19 protein-coding genes, 10 tRNA genes and 2 pseudogenes are annotated in these 17,891 nt (G+C 35.6%); 29 read left to right on the top strand and 2 right to left on the bottom strand.

The genetic code is table 11. The annotated features are described in order from the left end of the window. Positions 1 to 238: 238 nt before the first annotated feature. The 29 genes from B4113_RS11620 to B4113_RS19570 all read left to right on the top strand — a co-directional run bounded on the left by B4113_RS11620 (position 239) and on the right by B4113_RS19570 (position 16,456). Positions 239 to 314, top strand: a tRNA-Phe gene (locus B4113_RS11620). Between the two features lie 44 nt (positions 315 to 358). Next, a tRNA-Thr gene (locus B4113_RS11615) sits at positions 359 to 434 on the top strand. A 5-nt stretch (positions 435 to 439) separates the two neighbouring features. After that, positions 440 to 524, top strand: a tRNA-Tyr gene (locus B4113_RS11610). Between the two features lie 9 nt (positions 525 to 533). Further along, a tRNA-Trp gene (locus B4113_RS11605) sits at positions 534 to 607 on the top strand. 11 nt (positions 608 to 618) lie between these two features. Then, positions 619 to 691 (top strand) — tRNA-His (locus B4113_RS11600). 15 nt (positions 692 to 706) lie between these two features. Further along, positions 707 to 781: transfer RNA gene (locus tag B4113_RS11595), tRNA-Gln, on the top strand. A gap of 5 nt (positions 782 to 786) precedes the next feature. Next, positions 787 to 858 (top strand) — tRNA-Gly (locus tag B4113_RS11590). Between the two features lie 9 nt (positions 859 to 867). Next, positions 868 to 941, top strand: a tRNA-Cys gene (locus B4113_RS11585). 60 nt (positions 942 to 1,001) lie between these two features. Then, positions 1,002 to 1,086: transfer RNA gene (locus B4113_RS11580), tRNA-Leu, on the top strand. Between the two features lie 127 nt (positions 1,087 to 1,213). Continuing rightward, complete coding sequence (locus tag B4113_RS11575) at positions 1,214 to 2,203, top strand: tyrosine-type recombinase/integrase (RefSeq protein WP_061912526.1); 990 nt, start codon at positions 1,214 to 1,216, stop codon at positions 2,201 to 2,203. 4 nt (positions 2,204 to 2,207) lie between these two features. Then, a complete protein-coding gene (locus B4113_RS11570; RefSeq protein ID WP_235598002.1) occupies positions 2,208 to 2,390 on the top strand; it encodes a hypothetical protein in 183 nt (60 codons plus the stop codon). Between the two features lie 159 nt (positions 2,391 to 2,549). Then, complete coding sequence (locus B4113_RS11565; protein ID WP_061912524.1) at positions 2,550 to 3,341, top strand: hypothetical protein; 792 nt, start codon at positions 2,550 to 2,552, stop codon at positions 3,339 to 3,341. 1,161 nt (positions 3,342 to 4,502) lie between these two features. Then, positions 4,503 to 4,724: a BhlA/UviB family holin-like peptide gene (locus B4113_RS11560; protein WP_061912523.1), complete on the top strand. Its 222-nt coding sequence runs from the start codon at positions 4,503 to 4,505 to the stop codon at positions 4,722 to 4,724. After that, positions 4,717 to 5,130 (top strand): hypothetical protein, encoded by a 414-nt coding sequence (locus B4113_RS11555; RefSeq protein ID WP_061912522.1) that lies wholly within the window; start codon positions 4,717 to 4,719, stop codon positions 5,128 to 5,130. The genes B4113_RS11560 and B4113_RS11555 overlap by 8 nt, the downstream gene beginning before the upstream one ends. Before the next feature lie 18 nt (positions 5,131 to 5,148). Then, on the top strand, positions 5,149 to 5,595 hold the full coding sequence (locus B4113_RS11550; protein ID WP_061912521.1) for a hypothetical protein: 447 nt from the start codon (positions 5,149 to 5,151) through the stop codon (positions 5,593 to 5,595). Then, positions 5,595 to 5,876 (top strand): hypothetical protein, encoded by a 282-nt coding sequence (locus B4113_RS11545; protein ID WP_061912520.1) that lies wholly within the window; start codon positions 5,595 to 5,597, stop codon positions 5,874 to 5,876. Before B4113_RS11550 ends, B4113_RS11545 begins: the two co-directional genes overlap by 1 nt. An 18-nt stretch (positions 5,877 to 5,894) precedes the next feature. Next, positions 5,895 to 6,353 carry a hypothetical protein gene (locus B4113_RS11540; protein WP_061912519.1) on the top strand — a complete coding sequence of 153 codons (459 nt, stop codon included), beginning with the start codon at positions 5,895 to 5,897 and terminating at the stop codon, positions 6,351 to 6,353. Positions 6,354 to 6,368: 15 nt separating this feature from the next. Continuing rightward, positions 6,369 to 7,238, top strand: coding sequence for a DUF5309 domain-containing protein (locus B4113_RS11535; protein WP_061912518.1), 870 nt, complete (start codon positions 6,369 to 6,371; stop codon positions 7,236 to 7,238). A gap of 97 nt (positions 7,239 to 7,335) precedes the next feature. Next, positions 7,336 to 7,515, top strand: coding sequence for a helix-turn-helix domain-containing protein (locus B4113_RS11530; RefSeq protein ID WP_061912517.1), 180 nt, complete (start codon positions 7,336 to 7,338; stop codon positions 7,513 to 7,515). 230 nt (positions 7,516 to 7,745) lie between these two features. Beyond that, a complete protein-coding gene (locus B4113_RS11525) occupies positions 7,746 to 8,558 on the top strand; it encodes a hypothetical protein (protein ID WP_235598001.1) in 813 nt (270 codons plus the stop codon). Positions 8,559 to 8,571: 13 nt separating this feature from the next. Then, positions 8,572 to 8,784, top strand: a complete 213-nt coding sequence (locus B4113_RS11520) for a hypothetical protein (RefSeq protein WP_061912516.1) — start codon at positions 8,572 to 8,574, stop codon at positions 8,782 to 8,784. 263 nt (positions 8,785 to 9,047) lie between these two features. Next, positions 9,048 to 10,505 carry a hypothetical protein gene (locus tag B4113_RS11515; RefSeq protein WP_061912515.1) on the top strand — a complete coding sequence of 486 codons (1,458 nt, stop codon included), beginning with the start codon at positions 9,048 to 9,050 and terminating at the stop codon, positions 10,503 to 10,505. Positions 10,506 to 10,562: 57 nt separating this feature from the next. After that, positions 10,563 to 10,976 (top strand): hypothetical protein, encoded by a 414-nt coding sequence (locus B4113_RS11510; protein WP_061912514.1) that lies wholly within the window; start codon positions 10,563 to 10,565, stop codon positions 10,974 to 10,976. A 69-nt stretch (positions 10,977 to 11,045) separates the two neighbouring features. Continuing rightward, positions 11,046 to 11,231: a hypothetical protein gene (locus B4113_RS11505; protein ID WP_235598000.1), complete on the top strand. Its 186-nt coding sequence runs from the start codon at positions 11,046 to 11,048 to the stop codon at positions 11,229 to 11,231. 397 nt (positions 11,232 to 11,628) lie between these two features. Continuing rightward, the gene (locus tag B4113_RS11500; RefSeq protein ID WP_235597999.1) at positions 11,629 to 12,939 is read left to right on the top strand and encodes a DNA packaging protein; all 1,311 of its coding nucleotides are present in this window, start codon (positions 11,629 to 11,631) and stop codon (positions 12,937 to 12,939) included. 176 nt (positions 12,940 to 13,115) lie between these two features. Beyond that, positions 13,116 to 14,453: a phage portal protein gene (locus tag B4113_RS11495; protein WP_235597998.1), complete on the top strand. Its 1,338-nt coding sequence runs from the start codon at positions 13,116 to 13,118 to the stop codon at positions 14,451 to 14,453. A 745-nt stretch (positions 14,454 to 15,198) separates the two neighbouring features. Then, positions 15,199 to 15,531 (top strand): hypothetical protein, encoded by a 333-nt coding sequence (locus B4113_RS11490; RefSeq protein WP_061912512.1) that lies wholly within the window; start codon positions 15,199 to 15,201, stop codon positions 15,529 to 15,531. A 138-nt stretch (positions 15,532 to 15,669) separates the two neighbouring features. After that, positions 15,670 to 16,242 carry a hypothetical protein gene (locus tag B4113_RS11485; protein ID WP_061912511.1) on the top strand — a complete coding sequence of 191 codons (573 nt, stop codon included), beginning with the start codon at positions 15,670 to 15,672 and terminating at the stop codon, positions 16,240 to 16,242. Between the two features lie 145 nt (positions 16,243 to 16,387). Then, positions 16,388 to 16,456, top strand: a tRNA-OTHER gene (locus tag B4113_RS19570). A gap of 135 nt (positions 16,457 to 16,591) precedes the next feature. On the opposite strand, the pseudogene B4113_RS21215 reads toward B4113_RS19570, so the two are convergent. Together B4113_RS21215 and B4113_RS18900 are read right to left on the bottom strand one after the other, a co-directional pair. Further along, positions 16,592 to 16,786 (bottom strand): annotated as a pseudogene (locus tag B4113_RS21215) (site-specific integrase); the annotation flags it as partial. A gap of 67 nt (positions 16,787 to 16,853) precedes the next feature. Further along, positions 16,854 to 17,792, bottom strand: a pseudogene (locus B4113_RS18900) (IS66 family transposase); the annotation flags it as partial. Positions 17,793 to 17,891: the final 99 nt, after the last annotated feature.

Here is a 17,891-nt window from a genome sequence, read left to right as displayed (position 1 = left end):
GTCCCGTAGTGTAGTGGTTAACATGCCTGCCTGTCACGCAGGAGATCGCGGGTTCGAGTCCCGTCGGGACCGCCATCTTTAATTAGGTAAAGTAAGGATAAGGCAGTTCAGTCGGTAGAGACGAGCATCAGCATAATCGAGTTTGCTGCGAGTTGCCTCGACGCATCGATCATTTTTGAATCAGCTGGTAGAGGAAGAGGCATAGAGCAATCAACGAGCGAGTTAAAAAATAACATACGGCTCGGTAGCTCAGTCGGTAGAGCAAAGGACTGAAAATCCTTGTGTCGGCGGTTCGATTCCGTCCCGAGCCACCATGAAATATTAAGAATGAACCTGTTCATTTTTTGATCCGTATTATGCCGACTTAGCTCAATTGGTAGAGCAACTGAATCGTAATCAGTAGGTTGCGGGTTCAAGTCCTGCAGTCGGCACCATTCTTGGAGGGGTAGCGAAGTGGCTAAACGCGGCGGACTGTAAATCCGCTCCCTTTGGGTTCGGCGGTTCGAATCCGTCCCCCTCCACCATTTAAACAAAGGGGCATAGTTTAATGGTAGAACAGAGGTCTCCAAAACCTCCGGTGTGGGTTCGATTCCTACTGCCCCTGCCACTCTTATCATGGCGACTATGGCGAAGTGGTTAACGCACCAGATTGTGGCTCTGGCATGCGTGGGTTCGATTCCCACTAGTCGCCCTTGAAAAATGGCATTGGGGTATAGCCAAGCGGTAAGGCAACGGACTTTGACTCCGTGATGCGTTGGTTCGAATCCAGCTACCCCAGCCAATGTTGCGGAAGTAGTTCAGCGGTAGAACACCACCTTGCCAAGGTGGGGGTCGCGGGTTCGAGTCCCGTCTTCCGCTTTTGACTAGGGCGGCATAGCCAAGTGGTAAGGCAGAGGTCTGCAAAACCTTTACCCCCGGTTCGAATCCGGGTGCCGCCTCCATCTAATGAATAAATTTTTATTGACAAACAAAAGTTAAGAAGATATAATGGTAGATGTCGCGCCGATGTGGCGGAACTGGCAGACGCGCACGACTCAAAATCGTGTGGGGTAGCCCCCCGTGTGGGTTCGACTCCCACCATCGGCATCGAAAAACTGATGTATCAAGGATTCCTGCAAGATGTGGGAATCCTTTTTTATTTTATCCTCATACGATTCCCCATTGAAAAATCTGATTCAGTATTCCTCATACGACTTGCTGAAAGGGTGATATTTTGGCAAGGCGTAATAATAATTTATCCCCTGATGAAATTTTTGAAATGCACACAAACTATATCCAATCTGATGCTATTGATTTTCAAATAGCGTTAGAAAAATTCCTTGAAGATTGCGAAATACGGAATTGTCGCCCTCAAACAATTCAGTATTACAGAAATGAATTATCGGTATTCTATAAGATTCTTCGTGAACAAGAAATTGAAGTTAATATTTACAGAATGACACCCGAAATCATTAAACAGAATGTCATTTTGTATATGAAGAATCAGAAAAATTGTAAAACGGTAACGATCAATACTCGACTTCGCTCGTTAAGGGCATTCTTCAATTTTCTTGAACGTGAAAAAATCATTTCTAAAAAACAAAATCCTTTTCATGAAATTAAATTACTCAAAGACCGAAAGAAAGCAGTGCCGACTTTTACAAAAGAAGAAATTCATATCCTCTTTAAACAGCCGAATTTAAGAACGTTTACTGGTGTAAGGGATTTAACAATTATGATGCTTTTACTTGAAACAGGAATACGAGCAAGTGAATGTGTGGGGATTCGATTAGGAGACATAGATTTTCAACGTTCCCGAATCCTTATCCAAAATACAAAAGGTTATAGGCAACGATATGTACCGATTCAAAAACAAATGAAAGAGCAATTAAAAAAATATTTATCCATTCGTGGCGTATTAGATCATGATTATCTATTTGTTTCGATTGATGACACTCCTTTAACCAAACGTCAAATGCAGGCGCAAATTGAATCCTATGGCAAGAAATGTGGTATCCATGCGACTTGCCATAAATTCAGACACACCTTTGCACGACTTTCCGTTGAAGCGGGCGCTGGAATATTTGAACTCCAAGCGGTTCTAGGTCATTCGTCAATGGAAATGGTGAAACAATACGTCAATCTATTTTCTGATGATGTAGTCGAAAAGCATAAAACATTTTCGCCTATTGAAAATGTGTTTTCAAGTAGAAGAAGGAGGTAGCATGATGAAAATATTAAAACTCACTGAAAACGAACTCGTCACAATAAAAGTTGCGCTATATTCACATATGCAGCACATTCGCAAAGATATTGAACAAGCAAAGCGTGAAGGTAAAGATACGTCATTCCAAGAGCAAGCACTTCAAGATGCACAACAGGCGTTTGAAGCATTGAATTTTGCACAGTAACAAAAAAATCGGGAGTGATGCGCCAACATCACTCCCAATAAAATAAGGCATACTCAATATAAACTCCGTTAAGTTAAGCATACACCATTTTTAAAAAATAGGCAAGGTGTTTGTGTATTGAGTATGCCCTAAAAATATACCATAGGGGGCATATTTTTTATGAAAGCAGGTAACATTGAGCAATTTAAGCATTTGTCACAATTTCGTGATTTAAATGATTTTAACAACAACATCGAACAATGGATGATTGATTTAAAATCTAAATTCACTAAATCGGAATTGATCGCATTAAAGCGTCTTATTCGCTTTTCAGCAAAAGTCGCTGGCGTTTGTAATGCGAAGATCGCAACTATTGTATCGGCATGTCATGAAGCAGGTCAAGAAATTTCTCGTTCTACATTTGAACGTATGTTGCGGAAAGCAAAACAATTCGGTTTAATTGTCGTCTACAATACATTCAAAAACGGCAAACAAGCACACAATGTCTATGTATTTCAACGCTACCAGTCGCAAAATGTTTCTATTTCTTCTACAATTGACGTAGCAGAAAATACGAAAATTGACGGAGCATATGAAACTAGCAATCTTTTAGAAACTAACAATCAAGATGTTATAGATAAACGTAGCGATAAAAAATATCCACAATATTCACAATTAGACGCTTCATTCACAAGTAATAGAGTACCAGTCGAATTTCGTGATCTTGTGAAGTGTTTTTATGACGACTATAAGACGATTGAAGAGTTTTGGAAAATAATTCATATCCAAACACGGAAACTTTTGTATTATACGCAGAATGATCGTATTACGTTGGCTATTGATTCATTTAAACAATTGGTACGTAATATAAAACGTGGGCGCAAAGTGCGGAACATTTTCGGCTATTTCTGGGGAATCGTGAATAATATGCTTGATGCAGAATATATGCGTATTGTATGTGAAGATGCTTAAATTACGTCAAAAAAATGGGAGAAATTAAGAATTTTTTGTAGTATGAAATATAGTGAGGGATGTTTAAGGAAAATTTGTCAAAAATCACCCTTGAAAAATTACTATATATAGAGGGTTCGTAAAAAAACTGTCAAAATAAATACTTGAATTATTACTTATATATAGAGTGACGAAAAATCCTAAAAATTTTTCATTTCGCCTTATATATTATAGAGGGGTATATACTTTTAAGGAAAAACTGTCAAAAATACTTGAAATATTACTTATATATATAGAGTGACGAAAAAGTGACAAAATAAATACTTGAATTATTACTATATACATAAGGTAAAAACTCAGCGTTCCACTTAAGTATAAAAAATTCAATAATATCAATGATATTTGAATTTCTCATAAAATGAGATAATTGCCTACAAAGGAAGGTAAATTGGTAGCGAGAAAATGAAACGGTTTAGAAGATCACTAAAATGCCTAGAGTCACTAGGATTTTTTACGCTTCTCTAGAAAAATAAATTTTCTGAAAATTACCTTGAGCCCTAGAGCCATGCGGTCTGAAGCCAATTTTGAGATAATGGTCTACTAAGGAAGGTAAACAGTCAATCTGTAAAAAATGCGATAATTTAAGGAAAAATCGTAAAAAATTTTCCGTAAAAAACCTATATTATGGATACTATAAAATTTCATGTGGGTAAAATGATAAAAATTTACATGTATTTATTAAAAAATGTCCCTATTTATGAAGGGAAAAATATTGAATTGCCCTTATTTATTAAAATATGTCGCTATATATGAAAGGGAAAAAGGTTGACTTTATTAAAAAATGTCATTATATATGAGAGGGCTATTTTAAAAAAAAGTTGACTTTAATAAATTGTAAATAATTTTGGGTAAAAAATCGGTAAAAATAAACCTTTAAAGGAAATATATAAAGATGAGGAGGTATTTTTCATTGAGTGCCGACATGATCGACATTCAATGAAGGGTATCTCCTTCCTTCACAATACGAGATTCTTTTGTGATTTGCGTCAATTGCCATTTTCACAGGTTCTTTCGCTTTTTCGCCTCCATTTTCTTTACGGAGTGGGCTTTTTGCCTACTCTCTTTTTTTATCTCTTTTTTACTCATATTTTTTAATCTTTTTGGAAAGGAGGCGTTGACAAAATGGATTTAACATCTATTCCAATTGAGCAATTTGTTTCAAACGGTGTATTTGGTGTACTTTTCGTTTGGTTGCTGATTGATACACGAAAAGAAGCAAAAGAACGTGAACAGAAACTTCTCGCACAAATCGAAAAGCAAAATGAAGCACAAGAACGTATCGTTCAAGCAATCGAACGAATTGAGCAAAAAATTGAGAAATTGGAGGTGTCAATGAATGGCTGAAATTCAGTCAAATGGTTACATTTCTATTCGTGAGCATATCGTAAAAAATTGGAATAAGATTGTATTGTTAGATGCTTCTAATAAACAAATTTTCTCAACAACGATTGATGGCACTAAAGCAAGATGGGCACATACAAGATCTAAAGAAGAAAGGGTAACAGGCGTTAACGATTTCGGTGAGCCAATCACTGAACAAGTCGAAGTTGAATCGAATCCAGTTTTAGAAATCTCATTAAAAATCACTGGTGCTAATGTTTCTATTCCTTCAACGGTGCAAAAAATTCAAGTATTAGATACTCAAAATAGAATCATGACAGAAGAAACATTTACGCCTTTCACATTTAAAACTGCACAAGATGAGTTGACATTGAACGTTAAAATTCAAGTACCGCAACAAACCGCTTAATTAAGGCGGTGATTTTTTATGTATATTGAAGTCATTTCATATGTTAAAAAAATAACTTCTAATACTAATAGAAGCACACAATCAAAAAAAGAAAATCGGGAAACTGTATCATACGCAAAACACATTTCATCTTCTGTACAACTGCAAACACAAGCGAAAAAAGAGAGTCGGGAAGTTACTTCATACACAAAACACATTCAGACGCTTGTAAATCGTCATAGACGTGAATTTGTATCAGTGAATAGTTTTATATTACCTATCCGTTTTGAAACGGTTATAAAGCAAAATCAAACGCTTACAAAAAATGAAGATAGAAATATTTTTATTTTCACAAAGCCGATTCAAACGAATATTTATTGTCAGACGAAAAAAGAAATATTGAAAATATATGCTTATATTCATCATGAAGAAAATTTATCTAATACATACGCAATCGAAAATCCTTCCAGTGTGGAGGTGATATGATGGCACTGGCAGGCGATACAGTTAGATTGAAATGTCATTTTAAAACGTTTGATGGCACAGCAGTTGAGCCGAAAGATGTGAAATTATCTATCTATGACATTAATAAACAATTGATTGAAGAATTTATTTTAGATGATTCCCACAAAGAGAATGTGGGGATTTTTTGTTTTGATTATGTACTCCCGATGAATCAAAGTGAAATTATCTTTGAGTTTTCGGGAATTTACAATAATAAGCCGATTCTCGTTAGGGATTCGGTAAAAATTCAATTCTCAAAATGAAAATGGAGGTAGATATTAATGGATGATAAAAAAGTTACTCAAACTGAAACAACTCAAGACCAACAACAAGATCAAACTCAACAGCAAGATCAACAACAAGATCAACAACAAACAGTAGACATGAAAACATATCTTGAACTCGTTTCAAAGATGGAGAAAATGGAGCAAATGCTTTCACAAGAAGCAGAAAAACAAAAAGAGATTGAAGCGAAACAGCAAGAGTTATGGCAGAAGGAAGTAAAATTGGCGTTAAAAGAAGCAGGACTTGAACAGTTTGCTTCAATCGTCAAAGTTTCTGATGAAAAAGAATTAAATGAAACAATTAAAACATTAACACAAATTGTGAATAATATTAAAGTTTCTACTGGTTATATTCCTGCTGACCATGCCAAAACAGATGAATACTCAAAATATGAAAAAGAAAAAAATGTTGCTGGCATGATCGCAGTTAAACTTTCTAAATTATTCCATAATTAATAGGAGGATGATAATATGTTCAAATCTACAAACTATACAAATGCTGAACTTGTTAATCTTTCAAAAGAAATTGCGGTTATTGGGGTACAAGCAACTCCTTTAACTTCGCTTTTGGCTAAAGGAAATACTGAAAAAGCAACATCCACAATTTACACATGGCGTGAAAAAACACTTTCTCATGATGAAGATATTTCAGCAGTTGAGGGTGAGGATACAACTGTATTTGTTGAGAGCGGACGCAGAGAACTCAATAACGTGCTCGAAATTTTCAAAAAGGGTGTAAGTGTAAGCGGTACTGCTATCGCTATGCAATCTACACAATTTGCAAACGAAGTAAATGACCGTTTGCTTGAACTTAAAGTGAATATTGAGAAAAAACTAATTAACGGGATTAAAAATGATGGTTCTACTGCTCCATATAAACGTCAAATGGCAGGATTAATTGAATTTGCAGATCCAGCAAATGCGGTTAATGTAAAAGGCACAGTTACAGAAGATGATGTAAAACAAGTAATGCGTAAACTCTGGGAACAAGATCTTGCAGAAGGTACATATTATGCATTACTAAATGCCGATATTAAAGAACAAATTGACGCAATTTATAAAGATCGTTACAACTACCAGCATAAAACTACAAATTTCGGTTTAGTTGTTGATTCGATTGAAACTAATTACGGCACTGTTAATTTAGTACTTTCTAAACATGTACCAGCCGACAAAGCAATTTTCTTCAATGATGCGTATATTAATCTTGTGTATCTCCGCGAACCTGCATTCGAGCCATTGGCAAAAACAGGCGACAGTGTAAAAGGGCAAGTAATTGCAGAAGCAACACTTAAGGTTGCTAGCCCGAAAGCAGTTGCAGTTGTTACGGTTACTGAATAATTAAATACATAGAGCCAAAAAGGGGACACTTGCTTAATGCTTGTGTCCTCTTTTTTTATAAAAAATTTACTCATATTTTTGATTGGAGGTGAAGGAGATGAATATCAAATTGCGTGATGAGTATTTACTCAAACGCAGGAAAAAGAAGATTTCACAAAAGGAACTAGCACAAGTATTGAACTGCTCGCAATCTCTATTAAGTCGCTATGAACGTGGAGAATGTGGCATGTCTAAAGAGAAAGTTGAACTTTATAGACGCTATATAGATGAAAAATAAAATTCACGTTTTATCCAAAAAAAAAGAAAATGGAGGTGAAAGAGTGAAAGAGAATTTGCGGAACACGTCATAAACCACACTCCTTTTATTCCAACAAAAATCTCAACGGAATAAAAGGAGGAAACTCATTGCTTAATGGCAGTGAGTGGTTTATTGACGTTTTATATTGTTGTTTTACTGTTTTGTTTTAAGGAGTTGTGGGAGTGTTCTCTTCTCTTCACTTGAACTAGATGAAGAAAGAAATTAGAGAACTATTCCCTGCTTGGTGTTCGGACTATACACCAAAACAAAATACACTTATTTTAACAGATGATTTGGATTCGCTTGTAGGTTGTGCTATTGAAAAATATGTAAAAGGAAATGAAATTAATTACTTTTATGATTTTGGAAATATATTCGTTGCTGATAAAGAAGATAAACGGAAGGCAATTGGGATTGATTTAGCATTGCATAAAGGAAAATCTTGGTGTAATCATGTTGTAAGAATTAATGAAAATGACTATGTAAATCCTCTTACAGCAAATGTTAACGCTTTATTGAAGGTACATGCAGGAAACTACACAAAGAAATATGCAATGTCCACAACATTAACCATGTGGAGTTTTTATGATTTACCTTTACCAGCAACAAAAGAAGGGAAAATGATTCTTCTTGCAATTGATTCATCATTTTTAGGTCATTATTCTAACAAGTTTAGAAAAGTACATAATACATATTTACATTTGCTTGGTTTTGATGAATTGATTGATTTACTCAACGAAACAACAAAAGCCGATTATTTACATATTCAACAAAAGTACAATCTTAAATCAAAAATTAAATTGAATAATGAAGGATATTTAGAAACAGATATAGCCCTTGCAGAGTTGCAAGGGTTTTTTGATTTTCCGATAGAGTTACCTAATAAGCAATTTAGTTTACTGGCACAATTCAAAACACAAGACGCTTACACATATCAAATTCAATCAAAAGATCAGATACCGAATTTAATTTCATTTGCGCTTACTGGAACAAGAAAAATGAAATATACAACACTTTGCTAGGAGGTAATCAGAAATGGCTAAAAAATACTTCTTTTGCTATGACAAACGACTGGCTGATTTTTTGCGATATAAAAAGAATATTGAATACATTACGAAAGCATATGCAGACAGAACACTGAAAAAATTCTATCTTTTTCCTGTAACGGATGAACTAAATCGAGCGATCAAAGAATATCATGCTAGTGTAAAATCGGGCAAAAAAGTGACGGAAAATACACTAGTGTAAAAAACGGAAAAATTTTTCCCAAAATTACACTAGGGTGGTGTAAAAATCGGAAAAATTTTGCCGATATTTACACTAGGGGTGGTGTAATTTTCGGCAAAAAAATGACGAAATTTACACTGTAATACATAGAATACTATAAATACAGAGAAAACTTACTTACATAGAAGGATAGTTGAGTAAGTTTTCTGTTTAGTTTTAAGTAAGTAGTTATTCAAAATTAGTTATTCAATAATTAAAATTAATCAAGAAAGGGGAAATTGTATATGTTTATTAAATGTTATAATTCATTTGCTGATTATTCTTCACAATATAAATTAACACAAGATGAATTTTATATTTATTGCTATCTTTACACAAATAGAACATATGAAGAATATGTATTAACCAGTGTTGATTTAATTAATCAGACATTAAATATTTCTTTTAGCAACAAAGAATCCAACAATAAAAAAATCATTATGAATTGCTTATTGAATTTAAAACAAAAAGGTATTATTTCATTTGAAGCCGATCAACTTAAAAATAATACTGCTTTATATATTACATTTAAAGAAATTGAAGCAAAAGGATTTGAAAACATTTCATATGAAAAATTCCGTTCATTTAAAAATGCAACTGATTGCTATATTTATTTCTGTGTGGCACGTTACCAAAAATTAAATGGTTTTGAAGCGTCTTATAATGACTGGGCAAGTATACTTAATGTTTCGAGAAAAACCGCAATAGAAATGATTGAAGATGTTTGTAAACGTGGGATTATTTATAAGAAAATCGGAGGATACACAGATGAAGAAATACGAAGCAATCAGAAAAAACAAGAGAAGAATAGATACTATATTCAAAAAGTTGAGCAAAAAGAAAAAGATGTCACTGAAACATCAGCAACATCATCTAAAGAAACCGTTCAAATTGTACAAGAAAATGATACTACAAATACAAACAATAAGCAAGAGGAAAGAGAGCATAATTGGTATGTAAAAGGTTCGGAATTGACAGTTGATGATTTTTATATTTATCTCACAACAAATGACGAGAAATTGAAAAAGCAGGCAGAGTTTAGAATTAATGCAATTAGCAAAAATGAAAAAGGGAAATATATAGTTGAATCACTAATGAAAGAAGCACAAGAGAAAGTAAAAGATGAAAAACGGAAGCAAGAAAGAGAAATGCTGAAACAAATGACAAATGCGGTGCGGTTAAAAGATGGCACTATTGTTGCGGTTGATGAAAAGAATATTGATACGATTGATGTGAATGAGGTTGATTGTATTTTCTATTCGTATTATGGGCAACATCTTGAAACAGAAGTAGAAATACAAATTTTTCAACCTACCATATATGAAAACGGCATACTTGGATACGAAAATCGTCCAGATATGATTCATAGAGGATGGGAACTTTATATCGAGCATGTGAAAACATGTGAAATGCTTACATTGTCAAAATGTGAAGAAATTAAAGATCAAGTATTTGATGAATTTTTTCCTGAACGAAAAGAAGAAAAGAAAGTTATTAGTAAGAAGAAAAAAGAAAGAGAAATAATTGATATTGCTACTATTGTTATGGAAGAATGGGAAAAGGATGAAAAGAAAAGAGAAGAGGAACAGAAAGAACAGCAAGACCGTCAATCGAGATTATTGCAATTCCTTGATGAAATAGAGAAAAAACGAAAAGTATATAATGATGACGATGATTTAAGTTTTCTTGATGAATTAGATTAATGGACTAGCATTTTGCTAGTTCATTTTTTATTGTCAGACAAAAAAGGAGGAGATAAAATGAGAAATCAAGGCATACACAAAGCACTTGAAAAAGTGGACTGGCGCAAAAGAGCGTACTTTATGCGAAAGTTTCAAATACGGACACCTAAAAATGCACATATTTTGGCCATGACAGATGAAGAATTTTTGAAATGGGCGGATAGACGTACTTTCACAACGTTTCACAATTGGGAACAAACGGATGAGTATTTTGAATTGTACTTGATTTATATGCGTGGCAAAATGCAACGAGACCTTGAAGCAATATATGATGTTGTTTCAGAAAAGGCAAAACAAGGCGATGAAAAAGCCGTGAAACTCTTTTTGCAATTACATAAAGACATGACACAACTTCAAAAAGAGATGAATCGGAGTAATAAAACAAAACAAGAAGAAGTGCAAGAAGAAGAGGATGACGATCTAGAAATTTAAAATAGACAATATGTCGGTTTTAAGGAGTGTCATAAATGACACTCTTTTTTGTTTACAGGAGGTGAGATCGTGACTAAAAAATTAACAAAAGAAGCAAAGTTAAAAATCATTATGAACGATTTTAAACTCTTTGCGAAAAATTTTATAAAAATCGTTGATAACTTTGGCAATACAGTGCCTTTTATTTTGAATCCAGAGCAGGAACAATTCATGAATGAGATGTCAAAGTACAATATAATCCTAAAAGGGCGTTAATAAATGGCGCAGTATGTCAGCGATGGCATACTTTAACCCCTCTAATTCGGTGAAACTCCCACAGGGACAACACCGAGCCAAGCCCACATATCATGTCGAGAGACACATATGTTGGGAAGGTGTAACGACCAGAGCGTTTGCTCGTAGGGTGCAAGCGATTGGCACTCGAAACGGGGGGATACTTGTCATAAGACAAGTATATGATATGGTCTCATCTCTACAGCAATGTAGAGCAGTCCGTAATGGACGGTGCAAGCGTAGCGAACTTGCACGAAGGTAAATGCAAATAGGATTTACTACTCTATCTCTTGCATACATGCTTTATTCAGCATGTACCAAGCCCGATACAAACTATATCATCATGACACATCATGCTTCTGTTTCAAAAAGTTTATTCGTGAAATTGAAAAAGATGTATAAGAATTTACCGCATGAGAAGTATGGTAATATATTCCCTAAAGCACTTCTTAATAATAGGGATGAGTTGTATTTAGACAATGGCAGTCGAATCATCATCGCAACTGCGCAAGGAGAAGATGCTATTTCGGGAAATTCATTCCAATTAATACATCTTTCAGAAATGGCGAAGTATCCGCATGACGTACAAGAGGAAATCATTGCAACGTGTATTCCTGCATTAGCAAAGAACGAATCCAGTGCAATCATTATTGAATCAACTGCTTATGGTTACAATACCTATCAAGAAATGTTCATGAAAGCGTATAGAGATAAAGAGAGTGTTTGGAAAGCGCATTTCTACTCATGGCTGGCAAAAGCGTATATTCAGCAATTCCGCCATACATTCGATGAGGCGGAAGCGTGGTTTAAAGCGAATAACAACGGTAGACGAATGACTTATGAGGATTTAGATCACGATGAAAAGGTTTTAAGAGATAAATACGGTGCTACATATCGTCAGTTGATGTTTCGTAGATATTACATAGCGACAAATTCCCTTGAAAAATTTAGACGTGAGTTTCCAACGACACCAGATGAAGCGTTTATGGAAACGTCAAAGAGTGTATTTGATACTGCAAAGATTATTGAACGGTTGCAACATGTCATTCCTCCAATTGAAACAAAAGAGGTTTATGACATATTGCCTGATATTCTTAAACCGTATGTCAATAAAAATCTTTTCATTTACCATTTACCGAAACCGAAAATAAGACACTATGCAGGCGTAGACGTTGCATCGGGTACTGGAGGTAACAACGATTATACAGCAATTAGTATTATTGACGCTGATGGTCAACAAGTTGCAAGTTGGTATTCAAACAACATTCCAGTTTACAAGATGGCTGAAATAGCAAATTCGCTTTTAAGATTTTACAATTACGCTTTCACAGCAGTTGAAAGAAATAACGTAGGATTGCCATTTATTGAGAAACTTTTTAAAGATCATGGCTATTTAAACTTAATGAAAGAAAAGATTTTTGACCAACGTGGAAAACGTAAAATGCAAAGAGGTTTCACTACAACAAGAATTACCAAACCGATAATTATAGAAGATTTAAAACAGGCGTTTGAACTTGGTTATATCAATATTGAATGTGTACGTACGCTTGAGGAAATGAAGATTTACCAAGAAGATAACAAAGGAAAGATGGGAAACAAAAAAGGAAATAATTATCATGATGATATGGTAATGGCAATGGCATTATGTGTACAAGCCATGAAACAGGCGAAATATTATGTTGATATTTGATGATGACATATGACACAGTCAAAAACAGAGTTGCACGCTGAATCTTACATATACTATCAGAGTTGTAGGGGTGCGACTAATATGACGCAGGGGTGAATGTTTCATTCACTCCTTTTTTATTGGTCGTCACTTGCATAGTGACGACTTTTATATTTTTACGAAAGGGGATGTATAGAATGAATCTTAAAGAATACATAAAAGAAAAATATGAAGGGCGTTCGGATTGGTTTGTTGAGGAAGTGCAATCAGTAACAAATCAACAAAGAGTAATGAATGTAATGAATTTAAAGAATTATTTAAACGGGCAACATAAGATTCTTCAAAAGCCGAATGAAAAATTCGGGGGTAAAGAGTATGTGCCGAGAAAGATTGTGCTTAATCATGCGTTGACGTTAACTAATTTCCAAGTATCATTTTTGCTACAAAATCCAGTAACCATTATAGGGAAAGAAAGAATTGTAAAAGAATACCAAAAGATAAATCGTCAAGGGAAATATGATCGGCTTAATTACCGGATTATGGACAAAATGATAAAATTTGGGCAAGTATATGAGTATGTGTATTTAGATAAGAATGTAATTAGAAGTAAACTCATAGATGCTACTGAAGGTTTCCCTGTTTGGAATGATGTGAATGAAATGATCGCCTTCATTCAAGCGTATATGGTGGATGGAATTGATTATTATATTGTTTATAGTGAAGATGTTGTTGAAGTATATGACAACAAAGGCGGAGAATTGAGAATGACAGGAAGATTTGCGAATTTATCGGGGCTTCCGATTATTTATAAAACGATGAATGAAATTAATGAGAATGAAGGTAAAAGCGAATTGGAAAACTGGATTAGCATTTTGGATTCGCTTGAAGATCTAACTAGTCGTGCAGTCGATGCCTATTACAAATATATTACAGGTATACCAGTTATTACAGGACAGCAACTAAAAGGTGAAGGATTGCCTGATGTTATTGGTGCTGGATTGGTTCTTGACGATGGGGCAAGTTTTGAATTTGTATCGAATAAATTCGATAGTCAAGCATTTGATACGTTGTATGAAACACTTCTCAATGCACTCTACACGGTAGCACATATGCCTGCTATTGCGGTAGGGCGTACAGATATTTCAAATGTCTCAACTGAAGCAGTTAGAATCTTGTATCAATTAGCAATGATGAAAGCAGTACAAAATGAACAATTTATGAGGGAAGGTATTGAGCAACGTTTTGAGAGAATTAGACGATTGCTTGCATATAAAGGTGTAACGTTTACAGATGATGAATTTGTTTCGTTAGGGCTTGTATTCCAATATGCGTTGCCAAGTTCGGATAAAGAAATTATTGAAAACATGAAAGCATTAAGAGAGATGGGCGGAATTAGTATACATACGATGTTAGAACAAAATCCATATGTACATGATGTTCAGCAGGAACTTACGAGGTTGAAGGAAGAAAATGACACTACATATAGTAGTGGAGTTGATAACAAGACACAAGATGTTGTGTTAATGAAAATGTAAACGTGACAAGTGATTGAGTTGACAAATACTATATCCGCCTTCACGCGCCTGTTATGTATGGGCACATAAAGCCAATTTTAAAAAAAGGTTGGGCCATGCAGGCGGCCAAGTCCAAAATTGATCGTAATTAGGCGTATAAATGGACCAATTTGACGTGATTTTTTTTATACATCTTTTATGCAATTACTGTATAATTTGTGTCAAAAAATGATAAAACCAAAGTTTTATCGAAACTTATATTTCACAAAGTTTATGCATTGTTATATTATTGATATATAGCGGATTCACAAGGTATTTTGCATAAAGTTTGTGAAAAAATATACTGTATAGGGTATAAAATCAAGTAATTTTACTTGACAGAAAAACGTTGATAAATCAACATTTGTCAAATAATGGTGTTTAACATAATGGCTATTATGTAAACTAGAAAACGTTATGTCGATGAATACAATATGCATGATTTTGTATAGTAAGGACACCCCTAAATTGAAAAAATTTGCGCTAGCAAACGCTTTTACTCACGCACGAATAGTTTTTACAATTTCTGAAGACCTTCTTTTAATTCTCTACCTTTCAAAAACGTTGATTTTTCAATACTTTTCACACATCCACTATACATTTCAAAAATGCCTATATATCAACGTTTTTTAACATAGATGAAATATTGCTCGTTTCTATTAAAAATAAATTCTCTTTGCCTATGATTACTCATTCCATAAAAATAAAATGAAAGGAAATGATGTATATGACCAACTTACAACGTCTTATGCTTGAGATTAAAGGTATTGAATTAGATCAAAACGAATTGATTGTATATTTAGAAGAAAACTGTTTAAAAGCCCACGATGAATACGTTCCTTCCAGTGCAACCAATAAACGTAACATTTATAAGACGGCTTTAAGTATCCTCGAATCAATCGCCAATAATCCAAAACTCATGAAATCCTACAAACTCGATGACATGACTATTAGCGACTTTCATGAAAACCTTCTTGCACGTATAGATCAACTGGAGCGGAAAATTCGCAGTATGAAAGATGATGAACAAGAGCAAGTGTTCATGTTGTTTAACTCTTAATACTCTGTCGTAAAATGCGACAGAGTGACAGAAAAATCACGCAGTGAGAGGGATGATTATCCATTCCCCCTTTTTTTATGATGTTACCATTTTGGCGACATCATCTTTTATGATGTTACTTGATAAGGAGGTTAAAAAATGAATCCTTTTACATTTGATACATCCGATTTTCAATTTCTTCTTGATTCAGTCGGTGAAACGGTTTCGATAGATAATGTCGAGCAAAAAGCAATTATTACAAATACAAAAATCGGCGATTATGAGGACATATATATACATACTCTTGAGCCGATTCAACGTGGGAATTTAATTCTACACAATAAAAAAAACTATCTAATTGTGTCTGATGTGACAGAAGGGTTATATAAAAAAGCATTAATGAGACGTTGTAATTATGTAATTGAAATTGAAGGGCAGGAAGTATGTGAAATAGTTGGGCATAATGATTTCGGAGAGCCGATTGAAGAATGTCATCCAACTGTATCAATCAATGTTCCTGTAATCATTGACAAATACAATTTTAAAATAGACGATTTTGCGCCTATCAGAGTGCCAGAGAATCAAGTGATTGTTACAATGCAAGATTCGCAAGAGAATAGAGAAAAATTTGCTGTCAATTCGACATTTGAAGTGATGAATAAAAAATGGAAGGTTATTGATGTTGATCTGACAAGAACGGGGTTGCTTATTTTGACGTGTGAATTATCATAAATTTAATATTGAAAACAGGGGATAAATTATGTATGATATATTGTAAGAAAAATTAAAGTCGTATGAGAAAATTTTTTTGAATCAGAAAAAAATCTTGCAGGAAAACTATTGATACATCGGTAGTTTTAAATATATTCCATTTAGTGCCGTTTTTTAGCACGACTCAAAATCGTGTGGGGTAGCCCCCGTGTGGGTTCGACTCCCACCATCGGCATCCTTGGAATTCGATAGCCCACGGCCAAAAGTCGTGGAAGCCTTGATACGACCGCGTTTGCGGTCGTTTTTCATTTTCAGGAAATCCCGAAAAAAACGATAGAATCCGAAAAAATTTTGCACGAATTTTGCACGGCTATTTGGCATGATATAGATCATCCATGATTTGATCGAGGAGCATATTTTCCGCTTGTTCCAGCTTGTCCAAAATGTGTGAGTAGGTTTGCAATGTGATCCCTATATCCTTATGGCCAAGACGCTTTGAGATATATTTGATGTTCGCTTTCCGGTATAACAGCATCGAAGTGTGCGTATGTATCAAGGTATCCATTCAGCCCGATACTAGCGCGATTTTCAGAATCCAGCACCAATAGGGCATTTCCGGTATCGAAAACGCCCTAGGAGGAATGGAGAAGCGTTTGAAGAGACTCCCCACTTAGAAGTTTTTGCAACGATTCCCACACCGGCTTTCCGTGTTTTTGCAGGGTAGAAATGACGCTACGAATGATACAGAAAGCCTTGGCATCGTCTTCCTGACGAAACGTTCCAGAAATTTTTGGTTTGACTTTCACCATCCGCAAATCGCGCTCGGCTTGGTTGTTGTCAAACGGCACTTCTTTCTTTCGCAAGAAGAGAAGCGCTTCTTGTTTACGCTTTTCTAGGCGCTGGATGAAACGTTGCGCATGGTGGACGCCGCCGTGTTTGCCTTGTTGGCAACGCTCCTCGAGTTCTCGGCGACCATTCGCTAGACGCTCGTCGTACACGGCTTCCCAATACCGAACTTCCTCTTCCGGTAGAGCTCCGCCCGCGTTCTCCACCGCCTGTTTCATCTCCAACAACGCTTCGGCCATCTCTTTCGACTATGAATGGCCGTACAGTTCGGTATATGCCCGAAGCTCCCGGAGATGATGGGCATGGCAAACATGGCTCGCCTCTCTGTACATCGGGTACACCGAATACGCATCGTGCACCATCGTTCCTTTGTACCGCGGCAAGATCCCGATGTCGTCCGTCGCTTGCTTGCCACGAGAACGATGCAGTCCGTATCGGGTGGCCTTGGCAGTGGAAGCCACGTGCATCCATTGGTTCTTCCCGTTCACACGCAGACTGGTTCTGGTTTCATCGACGTGTAACGTCTTGGACGCGAGCAACGCCGTTTCGATCTCTTCGGTCGCTGCTTCTACCACAGGGAGCCATCGTCTCGTCATGTTCACGACCGTGCCTGCCCTCATCGAATGGTTCACTAACGCTTTGACCATCTCGGTGACACGCTGGCACGGGATCAACTGTGCATGGTTCCAGTATAAAACAAGGGAAGTGAGGACGGGTCCGTACTGGGATGACACCTTGTCTGCCGAAGATTTCGCCATCGGGTATAAGCAGCTGGTGGACATTGAGCAGGCCTTCTGAACATTGAAGTCTACAACATTGGAATG

The sequence above is a fragment of the Geobacillus sp. B4113_201601 genome, from assembly GCF_001587475.1.
Lineage (GTDB): Bacteria > Bacillota > Bacilli > Bacillales > Anoxybacillaceae > Geobacillus > Geobacillus icigianus.
Note: the sequence above shows the minus strand (reverse complement) of the source record. Positions and strands in the feature narration are given on the sequence as shown.